At 61.6% G+C, this 22,296-nt stretch carries 19 protein-coding genes and 1 pseudogene; 11 read left to right on the top strand and 9 right to left on the bottom strand.

The features are described 5' to 3' along the window. Positions 1-181: 181 nt before the first annotated feature. From QA644_RS09545 to QA644_RS09535, 3 genes are all read right to left on the bottom strand, one after another. A complete protein-coding gene (locus tag QA644_RS09545) occupies positions 182-1,264 on the bottom strand; it encodes a TIGR01620 family protein (RefSeq protein ID WP_194729812.1) in 1,083 nt (360 codons plus the stop codon). Further along, complete coding sequence (locus QA644_RS09540; RefSeq protein ID WP_239598586.1) at positions 1,261-2,736, bottom strand: YcjX family protein; 1,476 nt, start codon at positions 2,734-2,736, stop codon at positions 1,261-1,263. Before QA644_RS09540 ends, QA644_RS09545 begins: the two co-directional genes overlap by 4 nt. A gap of 75 nt (positions 2,737-2,811) precedes the next feature. Further along, positions 2,812-3,306, bottom strand: coding sequence for a histidine phosphatase family protein (locus QA644_RS09535; protein ID WP_283072156.1), 495 nt, complete (start codon positions 3,304-3,306; stop codon positions 2,812-2,814). Between the two features lie 275 nt (positions 3,307-3,581). Here QA644_RS09535 and dksA point away from each other — a divergent pair, with 275 nt between their 5' ends. Next, positions 3,582-4,001, top strand: coding sequence for an RNA polymerase-binding protein DksA (dksA, locus tag QA644_RS09530; RefSeq protein WP_028739636.1), 420 nt, complete (start codon positions 3,582-3,584; stop codon positions 3,999-4,001). A gap of 87 nt (positions 4,002-4,088) precedes the next feature. Here dksA and QA644_RS09525 read toward each other — a convergent pair whose 3' ends face one another. Continuing rightward, the gene (locus QA644_RS09525) at positions 4,089-5,135 is read right to left on the bottom strand and encodes a flagellar biosynthetic protein FliO (protein ID WP_283072154.1); all 1,047 of its coding nucleotides are present in this window, start codon (positions 5,133-5,135) and stop codon (positions 4,089-4,091) included. 279 nt (positions 5,136-5,414) lie between these two features. Here QA644_RS09525 and QA644_RS09520 point away from each other — a divergent pair, with 279 nt between their 5' ends. Beyond that, positions 5,415-8,024: a cell cycle histidine kinase CckA gene (locus QA644_RS09520; RefSeq protein ID WP_283072152.1), complete on the top strand. Its 2,610-nt coding sequence runs from the start codon at positions 5,415-5,417 to the stop codon at positions 8,022-8,024. A gap of 30 nt (positions 8,025-8,054) precedes the next feature. On the opposite strand, the gene QA644_RS09515 is transcribed toward QA644_RS09520, so the two are convergent. Together QA644_RS09515 and QA644_RS09510 are read right to left on the bottom strand one after the other, a co-directional pair. Continuing rightward, positions 8,055-8,981 carry a pseudouridine-5'-phosphate glycosidase gene (locus QA644_RS09515; RefSeq protein WP_283072150.1) on the bottom strand — a complete coding sequence of 309 codons (927 nt, stop codon included), beginning with the start codon at positions 8,979-8,981 and terminating at the stop codon, positions 8,055-8,057. Between the two features lie 31 nt (positions 8,982-9,012). After that, positions 9,013-9,954 carry a carbohydrate kinase family protein gene (locus QA644_RS09510; RefSeq protein WP_283072148.1) on the bottom strand — a complete coding sequence of 314 codons (942 nt, stop codon included), beginning with the start codon at positions 9,952-9,954 and terminating at the stop codon, positions 9,013-9,015. Between the two features lie 232 nt (positions 9,955-10,186). Between QA644_RS09510 and recA the strand changes: the two genes are divergently transcribed. From recA to QA644_RS09495, 3 genes and pseudogenes are all read left to right on the top strand, one after another. Further along, positions 10,187-11,275: a recombinase RecA gene (gene recA, locus QA644_RS09505; protein ID WP_028739637.1), complete on the top strand. Its 1,089-nt coding sequence runs from the start codon at positions 10,187-10,189 to the stop codon at positions 11,273-11,275. Positions 11,276-11,428: 153 nt separating this feature from the next. Then, positions 11,429-14,089, top strand: a complete 2,661-nt coding sequence (alaS, locus tag QA644_RS09500; protein WP_283072146.1) for an alanine--tRNA ligase — start codon at positions 11,429-11,431, stop codon at positions 14,087-14,089. Between the two features lie 145 nt (positions 14,090-14,234). Further along, positions 14,235-15,087 (top strand): annotated as a pseudogene (locus QA644_RS09495) (AraC family transcriptional regulator). Between the two features lie 3 nt (positions 15,088-15,090). Here QA644_RS09495 and QA644_RS09490 read toward each other — a convergent pair. From QA644_RS09490 to QA644_RS09480, 3 genes are all read right to left on the bottom strand, one after another. Next, positions 15,091-15,711: a glutathione S-transferase family protein gene (locus tag QA644_RS09490; protein WP_039845036.1), complete on the bottom strand. Its 621-nt coding sequence runs from the start codon at positions 15,709-15,711 to the stop codon at positions 15,091-15,093. Between the two features lie 63 nt (positions 15,712-15,774). Then, positions 15,775-16,221 (bottom strand): GNAT family N-acetyltransferase, encoded by a 447-nt coding sequence (locus QA644_RS09485; protein ID WP_283072144.1) that lies wholly within the window; start codon positions 16,219-16,221, stop codon positions 15,775-15,777. Between the two features lie 80 nt (positions 16,222-16,301). Continuing rightward, positions 16,302-17,516, bottom strand: a complete 1,215-nt coding sequence (locus tag QA644_RS09480) for an NADP-dependent isocitrate dehydrogenase (RefSeq protein WP_283072143.1) — start codon at positions 17,514-17,516, stop codon at positions 16,302-16,304. 192 nt (positions 17,517-17,708) lie between these two features. Between QA644_RS09480 and QA644_RS09475 the strand changes: the two genes are divergently transcribed. The 6 genes from QA644_RS09475 (at position 17,709) to QA644_RS09450 (ending at position 22,176) form a co-directional block, all read left to right on the top strand. Further along, a complete protein-coding gene (locus QA644_RS09475) occupies positions 17,709-18,233 on the top strand; it encodes a hypothetical protein (RefSeq protein WP_283072142.1) in 525 nt (174 codons plus the stop codon). A 112-nt stretch (positions 18,234-18,345) separates the two neighbouring features. Further along, positions 18,346-19,176, top strand: a complete 831-nt coding sequence (locus tag QA644_RS09470; RefSeq protein ID WP_074070284.1) for an RNA methyltransferase — start codon at positions 18,346-18,348, stop codon at positions 19,174-19,176. Beyond that, positions 19,157-19,960 (top strand): glutamate racemase, encoded by an 804-nt coding sequence (gene murI, locus QA644_RS09465; RefSeq protein WP_074068357.1) that lies wholly within the window; start codon positions 19,157-19,159, stop codon positions 19,958-19,960. Before QA644_RS09470 ends, murI begins: the two co-directional genes overlap by 20 nt. Positions 19,961-20,027: 67 nt before the next feature. After that, a complete protein-coding gene (locus QA644_RS09460; protein WP_074068355.1) occupies positions 20,028-20,354 on the top strand; it encodes an MmcQ/YjbR family DNA-binding protein in 327 nt (108 codons plus the stop codon). A gap of 150 nt (positions 20,355-20,504) precedes the next feature. After that, entirely contained in the window at positions 20,505-22,013 is a 1,509-nt protein-coding gene (locus QA644_RS09455; protein ID WP_283072139.1) for an ATP-binding protein, read from the top strand. After that, entirely contained in the window at positions 21,979-22,176 is a 198-nt protein-coding gene (locus QA644_RS09450; protein WP_283072138.1) for a hypothetical protein, read from the top strand. Before QA644_RS09455 ends, QA644_RS09450 begins: the two co-directional genes overlap by 35 nt. The last annotated feature ends 120 nt before the right edge of the window (positions 22,177-22,296 follow it).

The raw sequence follows: 22,296 nt of genomic DNA, 5'->3' as shown, positions 1-22,296 counted from the left end.
ACCCGTTACTAGCCTGGAGTTTTGCCGAATAATGGTTAATGCTTGGTTTCCAATGCGCCGAAATGCACGGAAACGAAGGGCTTTCCAAAGGCTCGGCAAATTCAATTCATATTGCCAGTGCCATGAATTTCCTGCGTTTTGCAATTCCCTCCGTTACGGAAGGCGCCAGGTGCGAAAATGTTTATTTGCGACCGGTGCGCGGCACTACGGAGGGCGCCAGATCGCCGATGAAGTCGCCGATTCCCGGCCGCTTCAATGCGCGGAACGCAAGCGGACGGCACAGATCCATCGCAGCTATGCCGATACGGGCTGTCATCAACCCGTTGATAATGCCTTCGCCGAACCTGGCCGAGAGCTTGGAGGCAAGGCCGTGGCCCAGGACCTGTTGCACGAGGCTGTCGCCGACGGCGATCGAGCCGGTGACGGCGAGATGCGCCAGAACATCCCGCATCAGGCGAATCATCCCAAGCGTGCCGGGCCTGCCGCCATAAAGCTCGGCCATTGCGCGGATCAGGCGCGAGGCTTCGAAAAGCACGTAGAGCAGATCGACGATCGCGCGCGGACTGACAGCGGTGACGATCGAAACGCGCTTCGATGAATTGACGATCAGCGCTCTTGCCTGGCGGTCCAGAGGCGCCAGCAATTCGCGTTCAGCGAGTGCGACGAGATGCGGCGCGTCGATGATGTCGCCTTCGGCGGCTTTCAAGGTTGCGCGGCCCTTGGCGGTTTCCGGCTTTCCGGCAAGCAGGTTTGAAAGGTTCTTCACCAGGGCGCGTGCCTTGGCGGGCTTCGTCTCCAGTATGGCGGCTTCCGCCTCGGCCTTGATCGTCTGCACCGCCGCGAGGCGCATTATACCCGCCGTTTCGCGGATCACGATGGCGACGACGGCGAGGATGCCGATCGCGAGCGCCGCCAGCGCCGTGTAACCAAGCCAGTCGGCGCGGGAAAAGAGGTCGCGTATCAGGCTGTCGGTCCACAGGCCGAAGGCGAGCGAAAGCAGGACGCCGAAAGCAGTTAGTGCGATCTTGGCAAAGGAGGTGCGCCGTTTGCGCGGCACTGCGACCGGCAAGGGGGCGATATCCTTGTCCGAATTGATGAAGGGGTCGTCTTCGTCCGATGTGAGGACGACTTCGCCGCCGAAGCTTGCCGGCTTGCGGGCCTCCTGCTTCCTGTCCGTCTCGACGGCGCGCGGATCGTCCTCATAGGCAAAGGCCGCCGGTGTGCGGCGCGGCCGGTCCGAATCTCCAGAAGCGGGTTTGCTCATGCGAGGCGGTCTCCAAACAGAAACTGCATGGCCCGGTCGAGCCGGATATGCGGGACCGAAAGCTTGATGCCGCTGCCGGTTTCCTCGAGCTGCGGCGGCCGGAAGCGCACAATGTTCACATCCGGCAATTGGACATCGCGGCTGGCAGATTCAATGCCGTCGAACAGGCTTTCGGGGTCTTGCGGAAGGTCGCCCGGGAAGACCGCCGTCTTCCTGATGCCGTCGAAGCGCTCGCCGGCGATCGTTTCGCCATCGATTGGCGTGCCGACGATCACCGGCAGATCGTGGCCGTCGCGCTTGACGGTCGCCTCCCGCGTGGCGCGCACCGAGGCAAGTGCCATGACGTCGATGCCGGCGCCTGCCATGCCGATCCGGTGGACGGCGCGCTCGACAAGGCGGCGCGTCAGCGCATCGAGGCGGTCGTGGCTTTCGTGATGCAGATGATCGGCTTTCGTGGCGGCCACGAGAACGCGGTCGATCCGGCGGCCGAGGAGCGACGAAAGCAGCGAGTTCGTACCGGGACGGAAGCAGGCAAGCACATCCGTCAACGCGCGCTCCAGATCCTGGATCGCCTCCGGGCCGCGGTTTATCGCCTGCAGCGCGTCGACGAGAACGATCTGGCGGTCGAGCCGGGCAAAATGTTCGCGGAAGAAGGGTTTGACGACGACGGATTTGTAGGCCTCGTAGCGGCGCTCCATCATTGCCCAGAGCGAACCTTTGGGCGGTTTGCCTTCGGAAGGCAAAGCGAGCGGCGCGAAGGTGAGCGCGGGAGAACCTTCAAGGTCGCCGGGGAGCAGGAAGCGGCCGGGCGGCAATGTCGACAGCGAGCGCTCGTCGGCCTTGCAGGCTTTCAGGTAATCGGTGAAAGCCGTCGCGAGATCGCGCGCCTGCATCTCATCGGCGGGCGCCTTGACGTCGATGGCTCCGGTCAGTGCCAACCAGCCGCGAGAAAGTTCCGCGCGGATGCCGCTGCGGGCGAGCGCCAGCGTCTCCTCGCTGAAGGTCCGGTAGTCCTTGGCCAGCAGCGGTAGATCAAGCAGCCACTCTCCGGGATAATCGACGATATCGATCGAGAGACGGCCGGGCGAGAACAGACGGTTCCAGCCACTGGCGCTCTGATAATTCAGCGTGATGCGCAGTTCGGATATGGCGCGGGTCGAATCCGGCCAGACACGGTCCTTCACCAGCGCCCGGATATGATCCTCGTACTGGAAACGTGGCACGGCGTCATCCGGCTGATGTTCCAGTCGCACGGCCGACACCCGGCCGGACTGAAACGGCTCGAAAAGCGGCAGGCGTCCGCCATGCAGCAAATTATGCACGAGGGACGAGATGAAGACCGTCTTACCGGACCGGGAAAGCCCGGTGACGCCGAGGCGGATCGTCGGTTTGACGAGACTCGAGGCGCGGTCTGCGAGGTTGTCGAGCGCGATACGCGCGTCGCCGGTAAGGGATGTCAGGCTTGGCGGCAAGGCGGAATTCCGATTGTCAGTGCTCAAGCATATAGGACGTGGATGCTGTCCGAAAAAGAAGCGGCGCGAAAGACGTCAGTCGTGCACGAAGTCGGTAAGCTTCCACCCTGCAGACGCGCCGTCGAAATCGAGGACTGCAAGGCCCGCCGTGGGAAAGCCGTCCGGCAATGCACGGAGCAGGGCATCGTGACCGATGAGCGCTTCAAGCGTCTGCTCGGTTGTCGGGTTGTGACCGACAAGCATGACGGAGCCCGCGGTCTGGCTGTCGATGATATCGAGGTAGACCTCGGGGGTGGCGTTGTAGAGTTGGTCGACGTAGCGGATGTCGAGCGACAATCCCATAGCGCGATGCACGGCGTCCGTGGTCTCGCGGCAGCGCCTCGCAGTGGAGCTTATCAAAAGCTCCGGCCGGTAGCCTTTGTCGGCGGCGCGGTCTGCCACGAGTTCCGCGTCGTCATAGCCCTTTTCATTCAAAGGCCGGTCAAAATCCCGTTCGCCGGGCTGCGCCCAGGCGGCTTCTGCATGCCGCAACAGATAGATTCGTGAAGGCGAAGGCAAGGTTGCGGCCATAGAAGATTCCACGAGCGAAGGAGCCTTTTCAGTAGCGTCCGCAGATCACCGCCGTCAACCGCATCGGCATAGCGATGGCGCAAAACAGTAAGCTCAACACGCGTTCTTGAACGGGAAGCAACAACCAGCATTCCTAATAGTGGTGCGAAAATAGTCTGTTAGCTTAAAAATATGACAGATTTAAAAATCTGTTTACCTGTCGTATTTGGCTTGAACCCGCGATAGCGCTTGGGATATACACCCCGCCATATGAGATGTTCTTCAGGAGAATCGCGTTGAGTGAGAAGATCGATCTTAGCAGCTACGTTCCCTCGGAAGACGAGGAATTCATGAACGCAAACCAGCGGGCTTACTTCAGAGCCAAACTTGTTGCCTGGAGAAACGATATCCTTAGAGAAGCGCGCGAGACACTCGATCATCTCGCAGAAGAAAGCGCCAACCATCCGGACCTAGCGGATCGAGCCTCTTCCGAAACGGACCGGGCGATCGAACTTCGCGCCCGCGACCGCCAGAGAAAGCTGATTTCCAAGATCGATGCAGCATTGCAGCGGATCGAAGACGGCACCTATGGCTACTGCGAGGAAACCGGCGAGCCGATCGGCATCAAGCGTCTCGACGCACGTCCGATCGCAACGCTGTCGATCGAGGCGCAGGAGCGCCACGAGCGGCGCGAAAAGGTTTATCGCGACGAGTGAGCTTTTCAAAGTTCTTCGTAGAAATTAAAGGCACCGCAGTCTGCGGTGCCTTTTTTCTTGCGAGAGCTTTCCTGCAGGCAGGGCGGCTTACTTTTCGCGATTGACGCTCATTTCGCCAAAGATGCGGGCCACTTCCTTTTGAAGGTCGGCATCGGCGCCGGTGATCGGTGCCATGTCCGGATCGCGGCGCTGCGGGTTGCCGGGCTGCGGCGGAACCGGGCGGGCAGGGGCGTTCGCAGCGGGAACAATGCGCTGCGCCGCAAGCGTATTGTTCATCTCTTCCTGAAGAATGCGCTCGAAGTCGCTGGGCGCTGCCTTCGAGGTGGTGGCAGCGTCGCCGGTCACGACAGGTATGCCTTCGGCGACGGTCGGAAGGCTCTGTGCTGGCGGCGTCGAGACCTGCGGCTCCATCCGCTGCTGCGGCAGAACGCGCTGGCGCGCCGCGTCGAGGATGTCGGCGGCGCTGGCTGCCTCGATCACCGGGGCGGCGGCGGGCCGCTCCGCAGGCCTCGGAATGATCGGCGGCAAAGCAGCAGGGCTGGCAGGCTCCCGCTCGATTTTTGCCGCCACGGCCGATGTTGCCGCAGACGGCGCTGCGGGCTCCTGTTCTGCGGGCGCTACGGCAGGAGCGGTTGCCACGGGATGCAGACGCGGCTCGACGGCAGGCGCGGGTGCCGGAGCCGGAGCCGGAGCATAGGGCTCGTCAGGTTCCGGTTCGCGCTCGAAAGCTGTGACCGGTCTTGCCGGCTTGACGGGCGGCTCTTCGGGCGTCGAGACGACAGGCTCCGGCCGAGGCGCCGGCGGGGCTAAGGGCGCTATGAAGGCGTGGTCGGAACCCTCATCTGTATCCTGCAGGATGCGGCTTTCGATAACGATGTCGGTCGGACCACCGATCATGATCAGATGCTCAACGTCGTCACGGCGCACGAGCACCAGCCGGCGGCGCGTATCGACGGCTGCGGCATCCAGCACCTGCAATCGCGGCAGACGGTTCTTGCCGCCGCGTACAAAGGGTGAGGGCGCTCGGCTGCGGAGGATCCACAAGATACCGATCAGGAGCACCAGCGCGATGCCGACGCCGCCCGCTGCGAGGAGGAAACGGCTGCCATAGGCGCCCATCACTTCGTCGAACATGATCTTCTACTCCGGTTGCCGCGTTCGCCATAACATGACGGCTTTTCAGCTCCTTAGGCAATAGGCAGCCTGATTGTCCAGTCATGTCCGAACGCCAGTGCATGTTTCTGCGGCGCGCTTGGTTGTCGAAAGTGGCGCCGTTCGTTGTGAATTCAAGCATTCTTGGCTCTTCACAGTGTTTTTGCGGACGCAGCAACTTGCTAAGAAGGAACGAACGCCTGATTCCTGCTTTGTCTTGAGATTATAAGCGAATGTTGGACAGGCTCATGTGAGGAATAGATGACGACACCACGTCAGGCTGACGACTACAATGCCCCGATCGTGGATCGCGGAGGACGCTCGGGAACGGCTGTCCGCATCATTCTTCTGGCGCTTGTGCTTGTCGCAGCCGCAGGCAGCTTTGTGTACTTCAAGGATTCGCTCGAAAACGAAATGGTCCTCGGCGTGCTGGGCGTGCTGGCCATGGTCGGCATCTTCTTCCTCGTTTCCTCGGTCATCGGCTTCATCGAGGTCATGCCCCAGCGGCAATCGGATAGTCTCGCCAGGTCATTTCTCAACAGCCATCCGGACGGTTCGCTGATTACCGATGGGAAGGGCCGGATCATTTATGCCAACGCGGCCTATGGAAAGCTGACCGGCGCCCGCAAACCGACCGAAGTGCAGACGCTCGAAGCGCTGCTTTCACGCCACCGGGAATCGAACGAGGCGCTTTACCGTCTGTCGAACGGGCTGCGCGAGGGCAAGGAAGGCCAGGAGGAATTCCGTCTGCTGCGGACCCTTGGCCCGGCAACGAACAATTCTGGCGCTCACTGGTACCGTCTCAAGGCGCGAACCTTGCGAACCGAGGAAGGCTCCGGCAAGCCGCTGCATATCTGGCAGATCAGCGACATCACCGCCGAGCGCGATGACCAGGAGCGCTTCTTCAAGGAACTGCAGAACGCGATCGATTACCTCGACCATGCGCCGGCAGGTTTCTTCTCGGCAGGGCGCAAGGGCGAGATTTTCTACCTGAACGCAACACTTGCCGAATGGCTGGGACTCGACCTCACGAAATTCGTGCCGGGCTCGATGACGATCGGAGATCTCGTGGCAGGCGGCGGGCTGGCACTGATTCAGTCGGTGCAGGCCGAGCCCGGTCTTAAGAAAACCGATACGCTCGACCTCGACCTCAAGAAGGCGAACGGACAGAGCCTGCCGGTGCAGATCATACACAGCGTGACTTCCATGCGCGACGGCGCGCCGGGCGAGAGCCGGACGATCGTGCTCAGGCGGCAATCGGGCGGCGAGAACGAGCAATCCGCTTCTGCCGCGGCGATGCGCTTCACGCGCTTCTTCAACAACACGCCGATGGCGATCGCCTCGGTCGACGGCGACGGTCGGATCCTGCGCACGAATGCGCCATTCCTCAAGCTCTTCTCCGGCATCGTTTCGCGCGATGACGTCGAAAATGGCGCAGCGCTGGAAGTCATCCTTCAGGAAAGCGATCGACAGAGGCTGAAGGATGCCCTGGTCGCGGCAAAGGACCGCCAGGGCGATATCCCGCCGATCGACTCGCGCATGCCGAACGATGAAGCGCGTCATTTCCGTTTCTACGTCAACGCTGTCATCGACCAGAGCGACGAGGCGCCGGAAGAGGCCGCGATCGTTTATGCCGTCGAGATGACGGAACAAAAGGCGCTGGAAGCGCAGATGGCGCAGACGCAAAAGATGAATGCGGTCGGCACGCTTGCCGGCGGAATCGCGCACGACTTCAACAACGTGCTGACGGCGATCCTGTTGTCTTCCGACCATCTGCTGCTGCAAGCGCGGCCGTCTGATGCAAGCTTTGCCGACCTGATGGAAATCAAGCGCAATGCGAACCGCGCCGCGGTTCTCGTCCGCCAGCTGCTTGCCTTCTCGCGCAAGCAGACGATGCGTCCGACGGTATTGAACCTCACGGATGTCGTCGGCGACCTGCGCATGCTTGTCGACCGGCTGTTATCCGGCACCAACGTCAAGCTCGATGTCGAATACGGCCGCGATCTCTGGCCGGTGAAGACTGACCTGTCGCAGTTCGAGCAGGTGCTTATCAATCTTTGCGTCAATGCGCGCGACGCGATGCCCGAGGGCGGCAAGCTGACGCTGCGCACCCGCAACGTGACGGCGGCGGAAGTGGCCGGTTTCAATTATTCCTACATGCCGCATGAGGACATGGTGCTGATCGAGGTGGCCGATACCGGCACCGGCATTGCGCCCGACATCATGGACAAGATATTCGAGCCCTTCTTCACAACCAAGGAGGTGGGCAAGGGCACGGGTCTTGGGCTGGCGATGGTCTACGGCATCGTCAAACAGTCCGGCGGCTATATTCAGCCGGAATCCGAAGTCGGGAAGGGAACGACCTTCCGGGTCTTCTTGCCGCGCCACGCCATCGACGCGGCTGTCGCCGCCGAGGCGGACGCTGTTGCGGCAGCCGAGGCCGGTGCGGCTCAACAAATGCCGGCCGCAGCTCAGCCGGAACAACCGGAAGATCTGACGGGCAACGCCGTCATCCTGCTCGTAGAGGACGAGGAAGCGGTGCGCCGCGGCGGCAAGCGCATGCTGGAAACGCGCGGCTACACCGTGCACGAGGCCGGCTCAGGCGTCGAAGCGCTCGACATCATGGACGAGCTGGAGGGCAAGGTGGACATCGTCGTTTCTGACGTCGTCATGCCGGAAATGGACGGCCCGTCGCTGCTGCGCGAATTGCGCAAGCGATATCCGGACCTGAAATTCATCTTCGTTTCCGGCTATGCGGAAGACGCTTTCGCCCGCAACCTGCCTCCGGACGCCAAGTTTGGGTTCCTGCCGAAGCCCTTCTCGCTGAAGCAGCTCGCCGTCGTCGTCAAGGAAACCCTGGAAGGCGAATAGGGGAGGCGGCAAGCGCCTCCCGTCAAAATCTCAATCGTCGAGCGCCACGGCAATTTCTGCCGCCAGGCGGGCATTGTTCTCGACGAGCGCGATATTCGTCTGCAGGCTCCGTCCGTCGGTCAGATCGAATATCGTGCTGAGAAGATAAGGTGTCACGGTCTTGCCGCTGATTTCGTCGCGCTCGGCGCTGTCGAGTGCGCGCTCGATATAGATCTCCATCTCCTCGCGCGGAATTTCATCTTCTTCCGGGACCGGATTGGCGATCAGCATGCCGCCCTCGATGCCAAGCTGTTCGCGGGTGATCTGGAAATTGGCGATGGCGGCCGGGCTGTTCAACGTCAGCGGGCTGCGCAGGCCCGAGGAACGGGACCAGAAGGCCGGGAACTCGGCACTCTCGTAGGTGACGACAGGAACGCCGCTGGTCTCCAGCACTTCCAGCGTCTTTGGGATATCGAGGATCGCCTTTGCGCCGGCGCAGACGACGATGACGCCGGTGCGGGCAAGCTCCTGCAGGTCGGCCGAGATGTCGAAGCTCTCTTCGGCACCGCGATGCACGCCGCCGATGCCGCCGGTCGCAAAGACCTTGATGCCGGCACGGGCAGCGGCGATCATCGTGGCAGCTACCGTCGTGGCACCGGTGCGGCGCTCGGCGATCGCGAAGGCGAGATCGGCGCGCGAGACTTTCATCACGTCCTTTTCCTTCGCGAGCTTCTCAAGCTGTTCCGGCTCCAAGCCGATATGCAGGACGCCGTGAACGACGGCAATCGTTGCCGGAACGGCACCCTGCTCACGGATAATCGCCTCGACACTGCGCGCCATTTCGATATTGCCGGGGTAGGGCATGCCGTGCGTGATGATCGTCGATTCAAGCGCCACCAGCGGCGCGCCGCGCTGCTTTGCAGCGGCAACCTCCTTGGAATAGGAGACCGGCAGGAGGGGGGAGATCGGTTTCGTCATTGTCTTCTTCCGTTTCATCGATGTTGCCGCTTCAATGCAGAATTCTGGCACGCTGAACAAGGGCAAGGGTTTCCACAAGCAGTTCCGCGGAGAGTTTTTCGTTGACGGCATAGGGCGACTGGACCGTGAGTGCAGCAGCGGCCACGCCGTGCCGCAGGGCTTCCTCGAGCGGCAGATCCTGCATCAAGGCAAAGAGGACGCCGGCTGCAAGCGAATCTCCGGCGCCCGTTACGTCGGCGATGGTCTCGACCGACGGCGGCTGCAGGCAGAAGGTGCCACCCTTGCTGAAGGCGATCAGTTCGCGCTGCCCGCGCGTGATGACGCCGCTCTTCAGGCCGATATCACCGAGCAGTGACGCCCAATCCTCCGGCTTGTCCGGGCATTGGCCGGTCAGGGCTGCGGCCTCCGCCTCGTTGAGGAAGAGATGGTCGATGCCGCAGATGCAGGGCTTGAGCTTGACCACCTTTGCCGGCGATATGGCAATCGCGGCCACCGGTACGCCGAGCGAATTGGCGCGGCTGACGATCGCTGCGATCGTCTCTTCCGGCAGGTTCGCATCGAAAAGGATGAGGTCGTTTGCGGCGAAGGCTTCGCGCACCCAGCGGATCGCCAGCCGGCGCGGGACGAAGTAACGGTAAAGCTCCATGTCCGCGAGCGCGATCACTAGGTTGCCGTCCCGCTCCAGAATGGCCGTGTAGCTCGGTGTCTTGCGATCGAGAAAGACGAACGGCCGGTCATTGATGCCGGCTGCATAAGCCGCCTCCGTCACCATCTCGCCCGCCGGATCGCCCCCGCGCGGCGAGATCATGGTGACGTCCACGCCGAGCCGTGCAAGGTTTCTCGCAGCATTGAAGCCGCCGCCGCCCGGTTCCTCGAACCAAGCGCCCGGGTTGCTGGCGCCTGGCGCCGTCTCGCCGGAAATGCGCCCGCGCCGATCGATATGTGCGCCGCCGAGAACGAGGATTCTTTTCATCGCCCTGAATGCTCCCAGCCGATGGAGGAAACGAATCGTAGCATGGCGCCGGATGCGGCAGCCTTGGCGTGACGCCTCCTAAGGCGTTGCTTTGCATCGATAAAACATATATAGAACACGAGCTGTTTTACCTTTTTCTTTCAATTGTTTGGGCACCTATTGCGCGACTGGAACAAATAGGGTACAAACCAGACATTGCTCAAGCGGCTTCAATAACCTAAAGGTGGATCGGATGTCTCAAAATTCATTGCGGCTCGTAGAGGACAAATCGGTGGACAAAAGCAAGGCGCTTGAAGCGGCACTCTCACAGATTGAGCGGTCGTTCGGCAAGGGCTCGATCATGAAACTCGGCTCCAACGAGAATGTTGTCGAGATCGAAACTATTTCGACCGGTTCCCTCAGCCTCGATATCGCGCTCGGCATCGGCGGTTTGCCCAAGGGCCGCATCATCGAGATCTACGGACCGGAAAGCTCCGGCAAGACGACGCTTGCGTTGCAGACGATCGCCGAAGCGCAGAAAAAGGGCGGCATCTGCGCATTCGTCGATGCAGAACATGCGCTCGATCCGGTCTATGCCCGCAAGCTCGGCGTCGATCTCCAGAACCTCCTGATCTCGCAGCCGGATACCGGCGAGCAGGCGCTCGAAATCACCGATACGCTGGTGCGCTCCGGCGCCGTCGACGTTCTCGTCGTCGACTCCGTTGCAGCGCTGACACCGCGCGCCGAAATCGAGGGCGAGATGGGCGACAGCCTTCCGGGCCTACAGGCGCGCCTGATGAGCCAGGCGCTGCGCAAGCTCACGGCGTCGATCTCCAAGTCGAACACCATGGTCATCTTCATCAACCAGATCCGCATGAAGATCGGCGTCATGTTCGGCTCGCCCGAAACGACGACAGGCGGCAACGCGCTGAAGTTCTACGCCTCCGTCCGGCTCGACATCCGCCGTATCGGCGCGGTCAAGGAGCGCGAAGAGGTTGTCGGCAACCAGACCCGCGTCAAGGTCGTTAAGAACAAGATGGCGCCTCCCTTCAAGCAGGTGGAATTCGATATCATGTATGGCGAGGGTGTCTCGAAGACTGGCGAACTGATCGATCTCGGCGTCAAGGCCGGCATCGTCGAGAAATCCGGTGCCTGGTTCTCTTATAACAGCCAGCGCCTCGGCCAGGGCCGCGAGAATGCCAAGCTCTTCATCCGCGACAACCCGGATCTCGGCCGCGAGATCGAGATGGCGCTTCGGCAGAATGCGGGGCTGATTGCTGACCGCTTCCTGCAGAATGGCGGGCCGGACGCCAACGATGGCGATACAGACACGGATATGTAATTTGCAGCTTCAGTTTTGATGTATCGAAACCGGCCGCATTCCTTGATCAGAATGCGGCCGGTTTTCTTTGTCTGCTGGACAGTGGTTAATGCGGACGATAAAAGCCACTGGATTTGAGTTTGACCTGCCTTGGGCAGCATTGAAGGGCATAGCATGAGCGGCGTGAACGATATCCGGTCGACCTTCCTCGACTATTTCAAGACGAACGGCCACGAGATCGTGCCGTCGAGCCCGCTCGTGCCGCGCAACGACCCGACGCTGATGTTCACCAATGCCGGCATGGTACAGTTCAAGAACGTCTTCACGGGCCTGGAACAGCGCCCCTACAGGACGGCATCGACGGCACAGAAATGCGTCCGCGCCGGCGGCAAGCACAATGACCTCGACAATGTCGGCTATACCGCGCGCCACCATACCTTTTTCGAGATGCTCGGCAATTTCTCCTTCGGCGATTATTTCAAGGAACGGGCGATCGAGCTTGCCTGGAACCTGATCACCAAGGAATTCGGTCTCGACGCCAAGCGCCTGCTGGTCACCGTCTATCACACGGACGACGAAGCCTTTAACCTCTGGAAGAAGATCGCCGGGCTTTCGGACGAAAAGATCATCCGCATTCCGACCAGCGATAATTTCTGGGCGATGGGCGATACCGGCCCGTGCGGTCCCTGTTCGGAGATCTTCTACGATCACGGCGATCACATCTGGGGCGGCCCTCCCGGCTCTCCGGAGGAAGACGGCGACCGCTTCATCGAGATCTGGAACCTCGTCTTCATGCAATATGAGCAGTTGACGAAGGAAGAGCGCGTCGACCTTCCGCGTCCCTCGATCGATACCGGCATGGGACTGGAGCGCCTGGCGGCCGTGCTGCAGGGCAAGCACGACAATTACGATATCGATCTGTTTCGCGCGCTGATCGAAGCTTCGGAGGAGGCAACCGGCGTCAGGGCCGAGGGTGAGCGCCGGGCGAGCCACCGCGTCATCGCCGACCATCTGCGCTCATCCGCATTCCTCATTGCCGATGGCGTGCTGCCGTCGAACGAAGGCCGCGGCTACGTGCTGCGCCGCATCATGCGCCGGGCCATGCGCCATGCGCAGCTCCTGGGTGCCAAGGAACCGCTGGTCTGGAAGCTGCTGCCGGCGCTCGTCCAGCAGATGGGCCGCGCCTATCCGGAACTCGCACGCGCCGAAGCACTGATCTCCGAGACGCTGAAACTCGAGGAAACCCGTTTCCGCAAGACGCTGGAGCGCGGCCTGTCGCTGCTTTCCGACGCGACGATGACGCTCGGCAAGGGCGATATGCTCGACGGCGAGACGGCATTCAAGCTCTATGACACCTACGGCTTCCCGCTCGACCTGACGCAAGATGCGCTGCGCGCCCGCGAAATCGGCGTCGATCTCGCCGGCTTTACCGATGCGATGGAGCGTCAGAAGGCCGAAGCCCGCTCGCATTGGGCCGGCTCCGGCGACAAGGCGACCGAGACCATCTGGTTCGAATTCAAGGAGAAGCATGGCGCGACCGAATTCCTGGGCTACGACACGGAGACCGCCGAAGGCGTCGTCCAGGCGATCGTCAGGGACGGTGCCGCCGTCGCATCCGCCTCGGCCGGCGACAAGGTGCAGATCGTCGTCAACCAGACGCCGTTCTACGGCGAATCCGGCGGCCAGATGGGCGATACAGGCATCATCAGCTCGGACCATGCGAAAGTGGAAATCACCGATACGCAGAAGAAGGGCGAAGGCCTGTTCGTGCATTCAGGGACTGTCGTCGAAGGTTTACTGAAGACCGACGAGGCCGTCGCGCTGACCGTCGATCATGCCCGCCGGTCGCGCCTGCGCGCCAATCACTCGGCAACGCACTTGCTGCATGAGGCGCTGCGCGAAGTGCTGGGTACGCACGTGGCGCAGAAGGGTTCGCTGGTCGCGCCCGAACGCCTGCGTTTCGATGTTTCGCATCCGAAGCCGATGTCCGCCGAAGAGCTCAAGGTCGTTGAGGATATGGCAAACGAGATCGTGCTGCAGAACGCGCCGGTAACGACGCGGCTGATGAGCGTGGATGACGCGATTGCCGAAGGTGCGATGGCGCTGTTCGGCGAGAAATACGGCGATGAAGTGCGCGTCGTCGCTATGGGGCAGGGCGTGCGCGGCACGAAGGCCGGCAAGCCTTATTCGATCGAACTCTGCGGCGGCACGCATGTCGCCGCGACCGGTCAGATCGGGCTTGTGCGCATCCTTAGCGAAAGTGCCGTCGGCGCGGGTGTCCGCCGCATCGAGGCGGTCACCGGTGAGAACGCCCGCGAATATCTGGTCGAACAGGACGAGCGCGTGAAAACGCTTGCTTCGTCGCTGAAGGTTCAGCCTGCCGACGTGCTTTCGCGCGTCGAAGCGTTGATGGACGAGCGCCGCAAGCTCGAGCGGGAACTCGCCGATGCCAAGCGCAAGCTTGCCATGGGCGGCGGGCAGGGCGGCTCGACGGACGCGGCGCGTGAGGTTGCCGGCGTAAAATTCCTCGGCAAGGCGATCACCGGCGTCGATCCGAAGGATCTCAAGGGGCTTGCCGACGATGGCAAATCAAGCATCGGTTCGGGCGTCGTGACGCTGATCGGCGTTTCCGACGACGGCAAGGCAAGCGCAGTCGTTGCCGTAACGCCGGACCTGACGGCGCGGTTCAGCGCCGTCGATCTTGTGCGCGTCGCATCTGCTGCCCTTGGCGGCAAGGGCGGCGGCGGCCGGCCGGACATGGCACAGGCGGGCGGCCCAGACGGCTCCAAGGCCGACGAGGCGATCGAGGCGGTGGCGGCAGCACTTGCAAGCTGATTTCACCTGCCGATGAGGTTTGAAAGGCGGGGGCTAGTCCTCCGCCTTTTGTGTGCGTGCCCCCGTGATCGGCACGCAATTCCGCAGGATTTGTCAAATCGCCTTATGGTTTTCTGCAGCCGATCGATTTGCACGGGGCTTTGACATGAATGGCGAAACGGCATGGGCACTTTATGAAAACCGCCTGCGGCGGGTTTCGGCCTATATCCACGATCATCTCGACGAGGATCTGGATATGGAGCGCCTTTGCCGAAATCGCCTGCATGTCGAGCTATCACTGGCACAAGATTTATCGCGCGATTTACGGCGAGACGCTGGCGGCGACCGTCAAGCGGCTGCGGCTGCATCGCGCGGCGGGCGATATCGTCCGCACGGATCTCACTGTCGGCGAGATTGCGAAGCGATCCGGCTATCCCAATCTCCAATCCTTTAACCGCATCTTCAAGTCTGTCTACGGCATGCCGCCGGCGCGCTACCGGAAAGAGGGAAGCCATAAGACCTTTGAACCCTCACCTAACGGAAAGACAGCGGCCATGTTCGACATAACCTTACGGAAGATAGAGCCGATCAAATTGATCGGCGTCCCCATGTGAGGCTCCTATATGCAGATCGGCAAGGTGTTCGAGACGCTCTTCGGCGCGCTCCATGCCCGCGGCCTGGCAAAACCGGAGATGCGGATGATCGGTGTCTATTTCGACGATCCGGATATCGTGCCGGCGGAAAAGCTGCGCTCCATCGCCTGTGCGACTGGCGGGTCAGGCGTTCCGATAGAACCGCCTTTCGAACTGCGGACGATCGATGGCGGCGAATATGCCGTTCTCCGCCATAAGGGACCCTACGCCGACATGTACAAGGCCTATCAATGGCTCTACGCGGAATGGCTTCCGAAATCCGGCAGGCAGATCAAGGACAGCGTGATGTTCGAGGAATATCTCAACAATCCCCGCGACGTTCCGCCGACCGAATTGCTGACGGATATCTACATGCCGCTCGCATGAAGCCTATTGCATCTGCTTCATCACTTCATCGTCCAGTGCGGTGGCTCGCCTGTAGCCTTCGCGGTTGGTCACGCGGCCCAGATAATCCGCAAAGGCCTGGCGCTTTTCGAACGTGCCGAAGCCCATCCCCCAGCCGATATGCGAACCGACGTAGACATCGGCGGCCGTGAAGCGGTCGCCGGCGATATAGGGCGAGGCGCTGACAGCTTTTTCGAGCGTATCCATGACGTCGCCGAAGCTACCGTAACCAGCCATCCTGCTTTTTTCTGCGGGGGTCACAAAGCCGAGTGCACGGTTCGTGGCAGCGGCTTCAAGTGGGCCGGCGGCGAAGAACATCCATCGGTAATAGCTGCCCCGTTCATTCGGTCTTGGAGCGAGCTCCTTTTCCGGAAAGGTCTCGGCGAGATAGGCGCAGATCGCGGCGCATTCCGTGACGACCGTATCGCCATGCCGGATCGCCGGCACCTTGCCCATCGGGTTCACGGTCAGGTATTCCGGCGCCTTCATCGTGCCGCCGAAGGTCATGATTTCCGTGCGGTAGGGAACGCCGGTCTCCTCCAGCATCCAGCGGGCGATGCGGCCGCGCGACATCGGGTTCGTATAGAATACCAGTTCTTCCGCCATGTTCTCCTCCTCTTGTTCTTAATTCCGGTTTAGCGTGCGCCCAAGCAAAATCAAGCCTTGCGCTCAAAGCGCCTTGCAGTACTGGATGAAGCCGGAGCGTTCGGCGATCTGGTCGTAGAGGCGCCGCGCCGTCGCATTGGTCTCATGTGTCATCCAGTAGAGGCGTCCGGCGCCATTTTTACGCGCAAGGTCGGCAACGGCCTCGATCAAGGCCGCTCCAGTTCCACGGCCGCGCTGGTCGGCTTCGACATAGAGGTCCTGTAGATAGCAGGTCCATTGCGGCAGCCAGCAGGAGCGGTGGAAGATGGCGTGCACGATGCCGGTGAGGCGGCCATCGCCATCGAAGGCGCCCAGCGCGTACATCTCTTCGGCCCGGTCGTGGAAGCGGCTCCAGGTCAGGTCGGTGGTCTCCAGCGGAATAACGACGTCGTAGAAGCGCTGGTAGGCGGCCCACAGAGGCTCCCAGGCGGCGCGGTCAGACGGCTGCAGCGGGCGGATGGTCGTGGTCATTCTGGTGCTCCCCATTCTGTCGCTGAAATGAAAACGGCGGGAAGAACCCGCCGTTTCGTTGTTCGATGTCTCCGGGTGCCTCAGGCGCCCATGGCTTTCTGCAGGTTGGAGTCGATCTTGTCGAGGAAGGCAGTGGTTGAGAGCCACGGCTGGTCGGGGCCGATCAGCAGTGCCAGGTCCTTGGTCATGAAACCGGCTTCGACGGTGTCGACGCAGACCTTTTCCAGCGTTGAGGCGAAGCGGGCGAGCTCGGCATTGTCGTCGAGCTTGGCGCGGTGCGCGAGGCCGCGGGTCCAGGCGAAGATCGAGGCGATCGAGTTCGTCGAGGTCTCCTGGCCCTTCTGGTGCTGGCGGAAGTGGCGGGTGACCGTGCCGTGTGCGGCTTCGGCTTCGACCGTCTTGCCGTCCGGCGTGAGCAGAACCGAGGTCATCAGGCCGAGCGAACCGAAGCCCTGGGCAACGGTGTCGGACTGGACGTCGCCGTCATAGTTCTTGCACGCCCAGACGTAGCCGCCGGACCACTTCAGCGCCGAAGCGACCATGTCGTCGATCAGGCGGTGCTCATAGGTGATGCCGGCTTCCTTGAACTGATCCTTGAACTCGGTCTCGTAGACTTCCTCGAAGATATCCTTGAATCGGCCGTCATAGGCCTTGAGGATGGTGTTCTTCGTCGAGAGGTAGACCGGCCACTTGCGCATCAGGCCGTACATCATCGAGGCGCGCGCGAATTCGCGGATCGATTCATCGAGGTTGTACATGGCCATGGCAACGCCGGCACCCGGCGCGTTGAAGACTTCCTTCTCGATGACCTGGCCGTCTTCGCCGACGAACTTGATGGTGAGCTTGCCCTTGCCCGGGAACTTGAAGTCGGTTGCGCGGTACTGGTCGCCGAAGGCGTGACGGCCGACGACGATCGGCTTGGTCCAGCCCGGAACGAGGCGCGGAACGTTCTTGCAGATGATCGGTTCGCGGAAGATGACGCCGCCCAGGATGTTGCGGATCGTGCCGTTCGGGCTCTTCCACATTTCCTTGAGGCTGAATTCCTTCACGCGGGCTTCGTCCGGCGTGATCGTCGCGCACTTGATGCCGACGCCGTATTTCTTGATGGCGTTGGCGGCGTCCACGGTGACCTGATCGTTGGTCGCGTCGCGGTTTTCGACCGAGAGATCGTAGTAGTCGATGTCGAGGTCGAGATACGGATGGATCAGCTTGTCCTTGATGAGCTGCCAAATGATGCGAGTCATTTCATCGCCGTCGAGATCGGCGACGGGATTGGCGACCTTGATCTTCTTCATGTATCTGCCTCGTAAGCTGGATGGGGACGCATGTCCCGGGTGGGTGACGAAAAAATCCCGAGCGCTATAGCATTGCGAGCCGGGAACGCAAAGCCGCAAGCGCCGTTCAAAGCGCATTTTGGCGTGCCTTTGCCAAGTCTGAAGATTCGGCTAGTGTCCGTCGCTATTTCCTTTCGAACCGGATATTTCATCATGAAGACGATCGCCCTTCTGTTTCTCGCCTTCGCTGGTCTTCCTGCCGTCTGCGATGGAGCGGAGATTCCGGCGCCGGTGCAGGAAATCATGGATGCGACCGTCAAGAACTGGTCGGGCAACGAAACCGAATGGATCGACATCTTCGGCCCCGGAAAGCTCGACAAACTCTACAGCAAGGATTTTGTGGCGAAGTATCATGAGGCTGAGAAGCACCCGGCGATGGAGGACGGCATCTCGCCCTTCGACTACGACGTGATCGTCAACGCACAGGACGCATGCCCGCTCCAAGACCTGACGCTGACAGCCCAGGCGGCTGCCGAGGGCAAGGAGGAGGTCGTCGTCAGCTTCCGCAAGATGGCCTGCGGCGATGGCCCGGACGCGCAGACGATCTCGACCGTGCGTTTCGAGATGGTCACTGATGGCGGCAAGCCACTGATCGACGACATCATGATGGAGAGTGCCGAGACAAAGGAAATGCGCTCGCTGAAGGCGGAAATGGTTGCCATCGCCAGGGGCGAGTGAAGGCGACGTCCGATTTGATCGGCGGCACCCCGAACTGGTCCATCGTGAGGCATGGGCCTTGCCGTTTCGGTTGTGCAAAGCTATTCCCCGCATGAAAGCAAGGACGGCATTCATGGCAGGCACGAACAGCGAGCGTAAACTTTTGGCCGAAGGACCGGTCATCATTCTGGTCGAGCCGCAGATGGGCGAGAACATCGGCATGGTGGCGCGAGCGATGGCGAATTTCGGCCTTGCCGAATTGCGCCTCGTCAATCCGCGCGACGGTTGGCCGAACGAGAAGGCACAGGCCGCCGCCTCGAAAGCCGATCACGTCATCGAAGGCACTAAGGTTTTCGAGACGCTGGAGCAGGCGGTCGCCGACCTCAATTTCGTCTATGCGACGACGGCGCGCGAACGCGATGGCTTCAAGCCGGTGCGTTCCCCGGTGGTAGCCGCCGAAACGCTGCGGGCGAAATTTCGCTCGGGCGAGGGCACTGGCATCCTTTTCGGCCGTGAACGCTGGGGCCTGACCAACGAGGAAGTGGCGCTCGCCGACGAGATCGTGACCTTCCCGGTCAATCCCGCTTTTGCCTCGCTGAACATCGCGCAGGCTGTGCTTCTGATGTCCTACGAGTGGATGAAATCCGGCATGGAGGATACAGGTACCGTGCCGTTCCAGGCGACGTCGCAGACGCAATCGACGAAGGAGCAGCTCTTCGGCCTTTTCGACCAGTTGGAGGAGGCGCTAGAGGCACGCAATTATTTCCATCCTGCCGGGAAAAAGCCGAAAATGGTGGACAATCTGCGTGCAGTCCTTTCCCGCCGCGCCTTCACGGAACAAGAAATCAGCGTGCTGCGCGGTGTGATATCCTCCCTTGACCGCTTCTCGCGCAAGTATCCGCGCGGAAGCCGGCCGCCTGCAGACGCCAAGGAACAGCCAAAAGATGACATCAGCGGCGAATGAGCTGAAACCGGTCTTGATCTTCGATTCCGGTATCGGGGGGCTGACTGTGCTCCGCGAAGCCCGCGTGCTGATGCCGGAACGCGGCTTCATCTACATCGCCGACGATGCGGGATTTCCTTATGGGGGCTGGGAAGAGCAGGCGCTGAAGGAGCGTATCATCACGCTCTTTGGCAGGCTGCTCGGGGAATACGATCCGGAAGTCTGCGTCATCGCCTGCAATACCGCCTTCACGCTGGTCGGTGCCGATCTGCGCGCCGCCTTTCCGCAGAAGACCTTCGTCGGCACGGTGCCTGCGATCAAGCCCGCCGCCGAGCGGACGCGTTCCGGCCTCGTCTCCGTGCTTGCCACGCCCGGCACGGTCAAACGCGCCTATACGCGGGATCTGATCCAGTCCTTCGCGCAGCAATGCCACGTACGCCTCGTGGGCTCTGAAAACCTGGCGCGCATGGCGGAGGCCTATATCCGCGGCGACGCCGTCTCGGACGAGGCCATCATGACGGAAATCGACCAGTGCTTCGTCGAAAAGGACGGTCGCAAGACGGACATCGTCGTGCTTGCCTGCACGCATTATCCCTTCATGGCGAACCTTTTCCGGAGGCTGGCGCCATGGCCCGTGGACTGGCTTGATCCGGCGGAGGCAATCGCTCGGCGGGCGCGCAGCCTTGTGCCGCAGGTGGCCGATGGCGTTCACCCCGACGATTTCGACTTTGCGGTCTTCACCTCGGGCAATCCGGATTTCGCCACAACGCGCTTGATGCAAGGCTTCGGGCTGACGGTCAGGTGACGCTTCCGGTACTCAATCGTGATAGGATACTGTGCACGATCGGATCAACCTCGAAGGTTTGCGTGCAATGGCGACGGGCGAAGACTTGCGGCGCATCGCGCTATCACTGGCGGGTACGCTCGAGGCCCCGCATTTCGATCGAATGGCATTCAAGGTCGCGCGAATCTACGTCACACTCGCCGCCGACGGCCGGACGGCAAACTTCAATTTAACGCCCGACGAACAGCAATTCAAATGCATGATGTTGCCGGATGCCTTCTCGCCGGTGCCGAATGCCTGGGGCAGGCGGGGCTGGACGGCCACCGATCTGTCGCGGCTGGGCGAGGAGGATCTCGAGAATGCATTGCGCATGGCGTGGGCGCATGCGCAGCCTGGGAAGCCGGCCCGGCGATGAACGCCAGACCGCGTAGCCGGAATATCCGCATTCGCTGTGGGTTTTGCAAACGCGTGGGCGAAATGTCCGGAAATCTTTGATAGACGGAAGCGCGCCGTTTCAGGACAATGGCGCTTCGTATCATTGAGTCTCATCTGATAGGTCATTGCATTGCAGGTTGGTATCGATATGGGAATGGCGTCAGGGAACACCCCGGCGACGCTCGATATCGAGGAGCTTCTGGCGACCCGTCTTCTCGTCCAGGGCAATTCCGGCTCCGGCAAGTCGCATCTGCTGCGACGGCTGCTTGAACAGTCCGCGCAATGGGTCCAGCAGGTCATCATCGATCCGGAAGGCGACTTCGTCACGCTCAGCGACCGGTTCGGCCATGTCGTCGTCGATGGCGAACGGACCGAGGCTGAGCTTGCGGGCATTGCCAACCGTATCCGCCAGCATCGCGTTTCCTGCGTCCTGACGCTCGAAGGTCTCGACATCGAGCAGCAGATGCGGGCTGCGGCCGCCTTTCTTAACGGTATGTTCGATGCCGATCGCGAATACTGGTACCCGGTGCTCGTCGTCGTCGACGAGGCACAGATGTTTGCCCCGTCGGTCGGTGGCGATGTTTCCGAAGACGCCCGCAAAATGTCGCTGGGCGCCATGACGAACCTGATGTGCCGCGGCCGCAAACGCGGGCTGGCGGGCGTGATCGCCACGCAGCGCCTCGCGAAACTTGCGAAGAACGTTGCGGCGGAAGCCTCGAACTTCCTGATGGGCCGCACCTTTCTCGACATCGACATGGCGCGTGCCGCCGACCTTCTCGGCATGGACCGGCGTCAGGCCGAAATGTTCCGCGATCTGAAGCGCGGCAACTTCGTGGCCCTCGGTCCGGCACTGTCTCGCCGTCCGCTGCCGATCCAGATCGGTGCCGTGGAAACCTCAGCGCGCTCGTCGAGCCCAAAGCTGATGCCGCTGCCGGATGCGCCGCGGGATGTCGAGGATCTGATCTTCACGCCTGACCCTGAGGAATTCCAGCGGCCAATCATGCGCCGAACGGCACCGGCGCCACGGCCGACGACGGACATCCTGGCAGAACTTTCGCGCTCCGCGCCCGCTGCGACGGCAGCGCCGGCCGAGCCGCGTGCAAACCATCGGGATCTCTCCACCGAGGAGCGCGAGGAACGGCTTTCGGCCGTGCTTTTGGAAATCCTCGACGATCCGGCTTCGGGTTTCCGGACGGATTCGGTACTCTATCAGGAATTCCTGGTGCGGCTGCGCATGCGCCGCGTGCCCGGGCCGCCGATGTCGCTTCCGGAGTTCCGCCGGCACGTGGCAATCTCGCGGTCGGGCGTCGATGCCGCAACGGCCGGGACGGCAGCCTGGGCGACGGCGCTGTCGCTTTCAACCGGTGTGACCGACGATCTGCAGGGCGTGTTCTTGATGCTGGCCAAGGCCGCGGTCTGCGGCGAGCCTTGCCCCTCCGACGCCCGGATAGCGCGTGCCTACGGCACGCATTCGGCCCGCCGGGCCAGGCGTCTCCTCGGCTATTTCGAGGAGCAGGGTACGATCGTCGTGCACACTGATTTCGCGGGCAAACGCATTGTGGCTTTCCCGGATATGAACTGCCAGACTGCGCCGGGCGATGCGAATGCGCCTGATGATGCGCGACAAGCGGCGGAATGACGCACAGCTAAGCTTCAATCAGATGGAGGGCTTCGACACCGCCGATGACGGCATCGGTATTGATGCGTCGGTCGAACGTTGCAAGGTAGCCGCCGTATCGGCCGCCTATCCTAACAGAATCTATCTGTTGTCTGTCGGGACGACAGTAAGCGATTCGGTCTGAAAAAGCGGGCTATCCAAATTCTGACCGCCTCCGGCCAAAACTCATATCTCGGATGAAATTCTAGTTCGGCTAGCATTCCACAACATCAGCGGAGAATTCGTGCTGTCAGGATACCGGGGA

The sequence above is a fragment of the Rhizobium sp. CC1099 genome, assembly GCF_029714385.1.
In the GTDB taxonomy this organism is placed as follows: domain Bacteria; phylum Pseudomonadota; class Alphaproteobacteria; order Rhizobiales; family Rhizobiaceae; genus Rhizobium.
Note: the sequence above shows the minus strand (reverse complement) of the source record. Positions and strands in the feature narration are given on the sequence as shown.

Coding starts and splice junctions, on each gene's coding strand:
- QA644_RS09525 (WP_283072154.1), bottom strand. CDS start 5,135: ATGTTCGACGAAGTGATGGGCGCCTATGGCAGCCGTTTCCTCCTCGCA.
- QA644_RS09470 (WP_074070284.1), top strand. CDS start 18,346: ATGGCAGGCACGAACAGCGAGCGTAAACTTTTGGCCGAAGGACCGGTC.
- QA644_RS09510 (WP_283072148.1), bottom strand. CDS start 9,954: ATGAAAAGAATCCTCGTTCTCGGCGGCGCACATATCGATCGGCGCGGG.
- murI (WP_074068357.1), top strand. CDS start 19,157: ATGACATCAGCGGCGAATGAGCTGAAACCGGTCTTGATCTTCGATTCC.
- QA644_RS09515 (WP_283072150.1), bottom strand. CDS start 8,981: ATGACGAAACCGATCTCCCCCCTCCTGCCGGTCTCCTATTCCAAGGAG.
- QA644_RS09490 (WP_039845036.1), bottom strand. CDS start 15,711: ATGGCGGAAGAACTGGTATTCTATACGAACCCGATGTCGCGCGGCCGC.
- QA644_RS09450 (WP_283072138.1), top strand. CDS start 21,979: ATGCGCCTGATGATGCGCGACAAGCGGCGGAATGACGCACAGCTAAGC.
- QA644_RS09545 (WP_194729812.1), bottom strand. CDS start 1,264: ATGAGCAAACCCGCTTCTGGAGATTCGGACCGGCCGCGCCGCACACCG.
- alaS (WP_283072146.1), top strand. CDS start 11,429: ATGAGCGGCGTGAACGATATCCGGTCGACCTTCCTCGACTATTTCAAG.
- QA644_RS09475 (WP_283072142.1), top strand. CDS start 17,709: ATGAAGACGATCGCCCTTCTGTTTCTCGCCTTCGCTGGTCTTCCTGCC.
- QA644_RS09480 (WP_283072143.1), bottom strand. CDS start 17,516: ATGAAGAAGATCAAGGTCGCCAATCCCGTCGCCGATCTCGACGGCGAT.
- recA (WP_028739637.1), top strand. CDS start 10,187: ATGTCTCAAAATTCATTGCGGCTCGTAGAGGACAAATCGGTGGACAAA.
- QA644_RS09460 (WP_074068355.1), top strand. CDS start 20,028: ATGGCGACGGGCGAAGACTTGCGGCGCATCGCGCTATCACTGGCGGGT.
- QA644_RS09520 (WP_283072152.1), top strand. CDS start 5,415: ATGACGACACCACGTCAGGCTGACGACTACAATGCCCCGATCGTGGAT.
- QA644_RS09535 (WP_283072156.1), bottom strand. CDS start 3,306: ATGGCCGCAACCTTGCCTTCGCCTTCACGAATCTATCTGTTGCGGCAT.
- QA644_RS09485 (WP_283072144.1), bottom strand. CDS start 16,221: ATGACCACGACCATCCGCCCGCTGCAGCCGTCTGACCGCGCCGCCTGG.